This is a genomic window from Mycobacterium sp. (assembly GCF_040509115.1).
Lineage (GTDB): Bacteria > Actinomycetota > Actinomycetes > Mycobacteriales > Mycobacteriaceae > Mycobacterium.
This window is the reverse complement of record NZ_JBEVLO010000411.1, coordinates 1-6,928: the sequence shown is the minus strand read 5'-3', so window position 1 is coordinate 6,928 and position 6,928 is coordinate 1. Positions and strand designations below refer to the sequence as shown.

Annotated in this window: 7 protein-coding genes and 1 pseudogene; 5 read left to right on the top strand and 3 right to left on the bottom strand. The window is 64.9% G+C overall.

The genetic code is table 11. The features are described from left to right. Positions 1-507 (bottom strand): annotated as a pseudogene (locus ABW137_RS28480) (RuBisCO large subunit C-terminal-like domain-containing protein); the annotation flags it as partial. Positions 508-521: 14 nt separating this feature from the next. Further along, positions 522-1,538 carry a 2-keto-3-deoxygluconate permease gene (locus ABW137_RS28475; protein WP_526405029.1) on the bottom strand — a complete coding sequence of 339 codons (1,017 nt, stop codon included), beginning with the start codon at positions 1,536-1,538 and terminating at the stop codon, positions 522-524. A 144-nt stretch (positions 1,539-1,682) separates the two neighbouring features. Here ABW137_RS28475 and ABW137_RS28470 point away from each other — a divergent pair, with 144 nt between their 5' ends. Further along, entirely contained in the window at positions 1,683-2,510 is an 828-nt protein-coding gene (locus ABW137_RS28470; protein WP_526405028.1) for a GntR family transcriptional regulator, read from the top strand. Positions 2,511-2,547: 37 nt separating this feature from the next. On the opposite strand, the gene ABW137_RS28465 is transcribed toward ABW137_RS28470, so the two are convergent. Beyond that, entirely contained in the window at positions 2,548-3,438 is an 891-nt protein-coding gene (locus ABW137_RS28465) for a MurR/RpiR family transcriptional regulator (protein ID WP_526405026.1), read from the bottom strand. 72 nt (positions 3,439-3,510) lie between these two features. Between ABW137_RS28465 and ABW137_RS28460 the strand changes: the two genes are divergently transcribed. The 4 genes from ABW137_RS28460 to ABW137_RS28445 form a co-directional block, all read left to right on the top strand. Then, positions 3,511-4,710 (top strand): NAD(P)/FAD-dependent oxidoreductase, encoded by a 1,200-nt coding sequence (locus ABW137_RS28460; protein WP_526405024.1) that lies wholly within the window; start codon positions 3,511-3,513, stop codon positions 4,708-4,710. Then, positions 4,710-5,624, top strand: a complete 915-nt coding sequence (locus ABW137_RS28455; protein WP_526405022.1) for an ABC transporter substrate-binding protein — start codon at positions 4,710-4,712, stop codon at positions 5,622-5,624. The genes ABW137_RS28460 and ABW137_RS28455 overlap by 1 nt, the downstream gene beginning before the upstream one ends. Positions 5,625-5,641: 17 nt before the next feature. Continuing rightward, positions 5,642-6,592, top strand: coding sequence for an amino acid ABC transporter permease (locus tag ABW137_RS28450; protein ID WP_526405020.1), 951 nt, complete (start codon positions 5,642-5,644; stop codon positions 6,590-6,592). Further along, on the top strand, positions 6,589-6,928 hold a 340-nt coding region (locus ABW137_RS28445), incomplete at its 3' end, for an ATP-binding cassette domain-containing protein (protein ID WP_526405018.1). The genes ABW137_RS28450 and ABW137_RS28445, both read left to right, overlap by 4 nt.

The window sequence follows — 6,928 nt, the reverse complement described above, 5'->3', positions numbered from 1 at the left end:
CACCACCGAACGGAATTCGGGCTCACTGAGACCGACGTTCGGCTTGACGATGGTTCCCACGAATGCGCCATCGGTACCCCCGATGAGCTTGCGCGTCCCCTCGACCCCGAACGCCGGCCCCGCGTGCGCCTCGATGAATTCGTCCGGCAGATTCAACTCCTGAAGCCGGCAGCCGAACAGGCCGACGAGTTCGAACAGATTTCCCGCGACCGCGGTGTGCAGGGTTGCGAGGTCGGTGCCGATGTTCTCCATCGGGAACTGCACGACGACTTCGGCGGCGCGCACCCGGTCCGGTCGGGTCCGAGACGGGAGCGACGGTGCAACCTCTCCGAGTTCGCGCACGTCGGTCACCTCGGCAGCGTGGCGAACCCGAATCCGATCGGTCTCGCCGGGCACCGCGACGAAGGTGCCGCTGGACTGTTCGCCGGCGAGCATCTCCGCGCCACGGCGAGGGTCACCGTCGGTCTCGATGTAGTAGGTGCAGGTGATTAGGCGGTGGTCGCGCATGATTCTCCTCAGCCTCAGGAAGCCGTCGTGACTTTGGACAGGTCGACTTGAACGTCTTTGAGCCCACCGGCCCTGCGCATCACCCAGGCAGCCACGGTCGGGGCAAGCAGAGCGGTTACCAAGACGGCGGTGGCCGCTTGGGCTGCAGCGGATGCGATGAACGGCTCGAACTTGGGGTCGGCCGCTGCGACGACCGCAGGTACGGCCACCGCGTTTCCTGCCGTCGTCCCGGCGGCGAACCCGATGCCACTCTGCGGGCCACGGCGCAGGATGAAGCGGTAGCCGAGGTAGGTGAGTCCACCCGTTAGCGCCACCACGCCCACGCCCAGGACCGCGCCCGCCGCGCCGCCGGTGAGCACCGTGTGCAGGTCGATTCCCGTTCCCACGGCGAACGACATGAACGGGATGGTGATTGCGGGTACTGCCGTGAGCACCTTGGTCCACTCTCGATCCAAGGCGCCGATGAACATGCCGAAGATGAACGGCACCACCGCGGCCACCAGCGCAATGACGGGGATGTCGCCTAGCCCCGTTGCCCCCAGGAAGATCAGCGCCAGGAAGGGACCGTCGTCGAACGCGCTCGCGAGGTACGCGCCCCTGTCGCGCTCGTCGCCGTACTGACCCGAGAACGCAAGCCACAGAGCCCCGTTGCTGTTTCCGAAGATCGCGATCAACGCGAGGATCGAAACTCCGAGCACACCGTCGATTCCCACGGTGAAGCCCAGAACGACACACAGGGTAATCGGGATCAAGGTCTTGGCGAAGAGCACCACGAGCGTCGTGCCTGCCGCGCCCTTACCTGCGTGGCTGCCGGTGATTTGCGCCCCGGTCGCGACGATCAGCAGGGCGATCAGCGTCAGCGCACCATCGTGGAACAACGCCGAGGTGAACCCACCGATTTCGAGGGCCGCGGGCGCGAACGTGTTGAACAGGACGCCCAGCGCCAGCGGGATCAGCATCAAGCCGCCCGGTATCCGCGACATGAAGCGAAAAATCGGAACCCGTGAAGGGCGCGGTTCGGTGGTACTCACAGACATCTCCTTTAGGCCTTCTCGCCAGTTGTACGTACGATTAGTACGTACAGAAAATCATGATGTGGGTCACACGTCAAGTACGGATGTGACCTCGAGTTGTCGGTACCCTGCTGATCAGGTCAAGGACCAAGGAGGAGTGGCGTGGGACTCGAACGTGGCGACGGCCCGCTCTATGCGCAGATCAGGGACGCGATCCGCCAACAAATCGACAGCCAATCGCTTCCGCCCGGTGCCCCACTGCCCACGGAAGACGAGTTGCAAGTCGCCTATGGCGTTTCACGCAGCGTGGTGCGGCAGGCTCTCGGCCAACTGGCCGATTGGGGTCTCATCGTCCGACAGCGCGGCCGAGGCAGCGTCGTCGCCCCACAGCGGGAGCATCACCGCCGGGCCAGCCAGGCAGGCGGACTACGGCAGCAGCTGGCCTCCGCCGGCCAGGAACTCCGAACCGAGGTCATCAGCCTCGCCGTCGAGGAGCCGCCGACCGATGCCGCCGCTGCCCTGCGCACAGCTCACACCTGGCGACTCGAGCGGGTACGCAGCGTCGACGGCGAACCGGTCGTGTACATGTCAACGTGGCTACCCGCCGACCTTTTCCCCACCCTTTCGTCCGAGGAACTCGACGGCGGCTCACTGCACGACTGGATGCGCAGCGTCGGTTGCCAACCCCATGGCGGCCCCCGCCGAGTTCAGGCGGTACCTGCCGACCCAGTGGTGACTCGACATCTGGGATGCCAGCGCGGCGAACCCGTGCTTCTGATGCAAGGCGTGACTCAAGACCCGCACGGACGTGGCCTGGAGTGGTTCTCGGCCTGGCATCGACCGCACACGGTCTTCGACATCGACGCCTCGGTAAACCCAACCCCGCAAATCGAGGCGCCAGAGGCCACCGACCTAAACCGCGTCCGCGAACTCGTCACCGAACTCACGTCGCTAATCGGCATGGAGCCGAACGGCTCTCACCCCAGCTGACGCCGTGCCACGGCGGGCATGGGGCCAGTGGCGGGTGTCATTGCTTGCGGCGTCCGCGTCGCCCGTCGGCGAGGGCCTCTCGGAACTGCTGCAGCTCGGTCGTGGTCTTGACGGCCTGCTCGGTGTTGCGTCTACCCAGTTCCGCAAGGATGACGTCCGCGACCACCCACGCCGTAACGGATTCGGAGGCCGACGCCACGGGGTGCGGAATTCTCAGATGGATCAACGTGTCCGACGCTCCGACGGGCACCTCCTGTGACACGACCACGGTCGTCGCAACGCGGCGCACGGCGTGATCGAGCAGCGTCTGGACGTCCGGGAAGATCACCCTGGGCGCCATCACGATCAGAACGTCATCGGGCCTCAGGCGCAACAGCGTATCGGCGTTCATGTGGCCGCCGCCCGTCAGTGCCAAAGCTTGAAACCCTATGCGCTGCAGCAGAAGTGCGGCATAGTCGGCGACACTGTAGGCAGTGCCCATGCCGTAGACGATCACGCGGGCGGCGCGTTCGATCGCGGCGATGCAAGCGGGCAGGGCGTCGGATCCGTGGAGGTCGCGGCCCAGCTGGAGTATCAGGTCGGCCGTGTCGGTTGCGACACGCTGCGCAGTCTCGCCCGCCGACCGAGGCTTTTCCTGCGCCGACAGCTCAGTGAGGCGAGACCTCAGAAGGCTGGGCAGATCACGGGATTCCTCGACCATGGCGGCACAGACCGCCTTCATCTCCTTCAGTCCCGAGAAGCCAAGCCGACGCGACGTGCGGATGACCGTGGCTTCGCTCGTGGAAGTCCAGTGCGCGATCTCGCTAGTGGGGCTCGTCGCGAATCTGAGCGGCTCTCGCACGGCGAACTGTCCCACCCGCAACTCCTGCGCCGTGAGCAGCGTCAGGTCGAAGACGCTTGGGCCGGTGCCCGACGTTTCGTCACGCATCCCCTGACCCTGCCATAGAGAAGTTTTAAATTCATCATTGCCATCTAGTGAAGTTTTTCCTACACTCGATGTGTGAGCCAAACCTCTACACCGGCGTCTGCCGCGTACGACTTCGTCATCGTGGGCGCGGGGGCCTACGGTTGCGCCACCGCCTTCCACCTGGCCCTCGGCGGTGCCTCGGTCGCTCTCGTCGACGCAGGTTCGGTCGCCGACGGCGCCTCAGGCGGTTGGGGCAAGCGGGGAGTGCGGGCCAACCGGCGCGACCTTCGCGAACTGGAGTTGATGCGCGAGGCATACGACCTGTGGCCGACGCTGGCCGATGACCTCAAAGAGGACTGCGGCTACGTCCGCACCGGCGGCGTCTGCCTGGTGGAGGAGTCTCCGAGCGGGTCAGCCAGCGGGCTGGCCGCCGCGCGGCTGTGCGCCGACGTTCAGAACGACTTCGGCATTCCGACCGAGATCTGGGACGAACGCACGGTGCGCGAACGGTTCCCGGCCGTCACGAAATCGGTCAAGGCAGCCATCTATGCGCCGCTCGACGGAATGTCGTCGCACCAGGCGACGACCACGGCGTACGCCCGCGCTGCGGAACGGCACGGCGTCGTGCTCGTCGAGAACTCAAAGGTTGACTCGCTGGTCACCGATTCAGCGGGACGAGTGTCTGGTGTCACCGTCGACCAGGGCGAAGCGTTGGTCGCGGCACGGCAGGCCGTGGTGCTGACCAACAATTACGGCAGCCTGCGACTCGTACAGGCCGCCAACGGTTTCAAGGTCCCCATCCGGCCGATACTGCCTCAGGCAATCCTGGTGCGCTCCGAACACAGCCCTGACATCCCGTACCTGACGGGTCACGACAGCCGGGCCTTGTCGGTGAAGGTGCTCGACGACGACGTCGTCATGCTCAGCGGAGGCTGGCGCGGGCGCTGGGATGACGAGACCTCCCGTGGCGTCGCGATCGACGAGAACGTCCGGGCCAACCTCGACCTGCTGTCGTCGACGTTTCCCGACCTCGGCGCGCTCTCCGTCCTCGCCGCCGACGCGGGCCGAATCGAATCGGCGTCCGTCGATCACATTCCGTTCATCGACACGGTGCCCGGCACGTCGAATCTCGTGATCGCCACCGGATGGACGGGTCACGGCTGGGCTCTGGTGCCCGCCGCCTCTCGAAACATCGCCCAGTGGCTTCTGACCGGCGGCAAGCCCCGCGCCCTGCAGCCATTCGCCTTTGCGCGCGCAATGCCGCCCCCGAGTGGACGGGTGGGGACCGCGTGATGAGGGCGACGCCGCCCACGGCCCGCAGCGCAGCGGCGATCGTTCTCGCCGTTGCCTGCCTGACCGTCGGTGGCTGCTCCACCGCGACGCAGAACGACGCGGAGGTCCGCACGCTGACTGCCATGCCGCAGATTCTGGAGGTACCCGCACTCGCGGATCAGGTGCCTGCCTCGATCCGCGCCGACGGCTTGGTGGTCGCGACCAGCTCCAACCTGCCCCCCATGACGTTCGTAGCCCCGGATGACCACACGCTGGTCGGGTTGGACGTCGACGTGGCCCATGCCATCGGTTCCGTACTCGGAGTCCGAACCAACCTCGCGACTGCAGGTTTCGACACCATCATCCCCGGACTACAGTCCCAGCGTTACTCCATGGCCCTGTCCTCGCTGGGAGTGACGCCCGAGAGGCTCGCGGTAGTCGACTTCGTGTCGTACTACAACGGAGGACAGGGATTCTTGGCATCAGCGGAGACCAGCATGACCGTTGCCGAGCTCCCCGATCTGTGCGGGTATCGAGTGGCGGTGCAAACCGGATCGGCCCAGCAGACCGTCCTCGAAGAGAACCAAGAGATGTGCGCTGAAGCCGGTCTGCCGCCCTACTCGATCAGCACCTTTCCGGCCAATGACGCCGCCGTGCTCGCGATCAGCAGTCGCCGGGCGGATGTCATGTACGCCAGCATCTCGATCGTCGACTACACGGCCGAGAAGAGCGACAAGTTCCGTGTCGCAGGCCATTACAAGCGGGCCATGGTCGGCGCCGCACTCGCCAAGAACTCCCCGCTGACTCCGCTGGTGGCTCAGGCCATCCAGCACCTCATTCGCGACGGCACCTATGCACGGTTACTCGACAAATGGGGCCTGCGCGAGAACGCGGTCGATCAAGCAGAAGTCGTCACCAGCCCTCCTACCCCTTGAACATTGGACAAGTCGTCATGACTACAGCAGTCAACCCACGCGTCCTGCAGGTCCGCCATCGCCGACACCCGGCACGGTGGGCCGGGGCAGCGCTGATCCTGCTCCTCACGATCGCCATTGTGTTCTCGATGGCGACCAACCCACGCTTCGAGTGGAACGTCGTGGGCGAATACCTCTTTCAGCACGCAATATGGGCGGGCGTACTGAACACGATCTGGCTCACGGTCATCGCGATGATCGTCGGCACCGTGCTCGGGACCTTGCTCGCAGTCCTTCGACTGTCTCCAAATCCGTTGTTGTCCAGCCCAACTGCTTTCTACGTCTGGTTCTTCCGGGCCACCCCGCTACTCGTACAGTTGCTGTTCTGGTACAACCTGGGCGCGCTCTATCCCAATATCTCCCTTGGGATCCCAGGCGTCGTCACCTTCTTCAGCGCATCCGCCAATGACGTGATCGGCGCGTGGACTGCGGCCTTGCTCGGGTTGTCGCTGCACCAAGCCGCCCACACGGCCGAGATCGTGCGGGCTGGAATCCTGTCCGTCGACCCTGGACAACGCGAAGCGGCCACAGCGCTCGGTATGCCACCTCGTTTGGCACTTCGCCGGATCGTTCTCCCCCAAGCCATGCGCGCCATCGTTCCCCCAATGGGCAACGAGGTGATCAGCATGATGAAGACCACGTCTCTGGTCAGCATCATCGCGTTACCCGAACTGCTGAATACTGCCCAGACCATCTATGCGCGCACCTACGAAACCATCCCGATGCTCATCGTCGCGACGATCTGGTACCTGGCATTGACGGGCCTACTCATGATCGCGCAGAGCTTCCTGGAACGTCATTACGGCCGCGGCGCCACCACGACGCCGTCGCAGTTGAACACGCTGTCCAAGCAGTTGCGAGAACGACTGCTCCCACCCTCACCGACCACACCAACCTCGATCCATCCGACAGTCGGAGCAGCGAAGTGAACGAACCACTGGTGCTAGCACGAGGTGTCCGAAAGTCGTTCGGTCGCACTGAAGTTCTCCGCGGTATCGACTTCACGGTGCACCAGGGCCAGGTGGTATGCCTCATCGGGCCCTCGGGGTCTGGCAAGAGCACACTCCTGCGATGTATCAACCACCTCGAGTCCATCGACGCCGGAGAACTCACCGTAGCCGGGCAGCACGTCGGCTACGAACTGCGCGGAAACGTCCTTCACGAGATCCGGGAGGCGGAGGCATGTCGACGCCGGACCGAAATCGGCATGGTCTTCCAACAGTTCAACCTCTTCCCGCACATGACCGTCCTGGAGAACCTCCTCG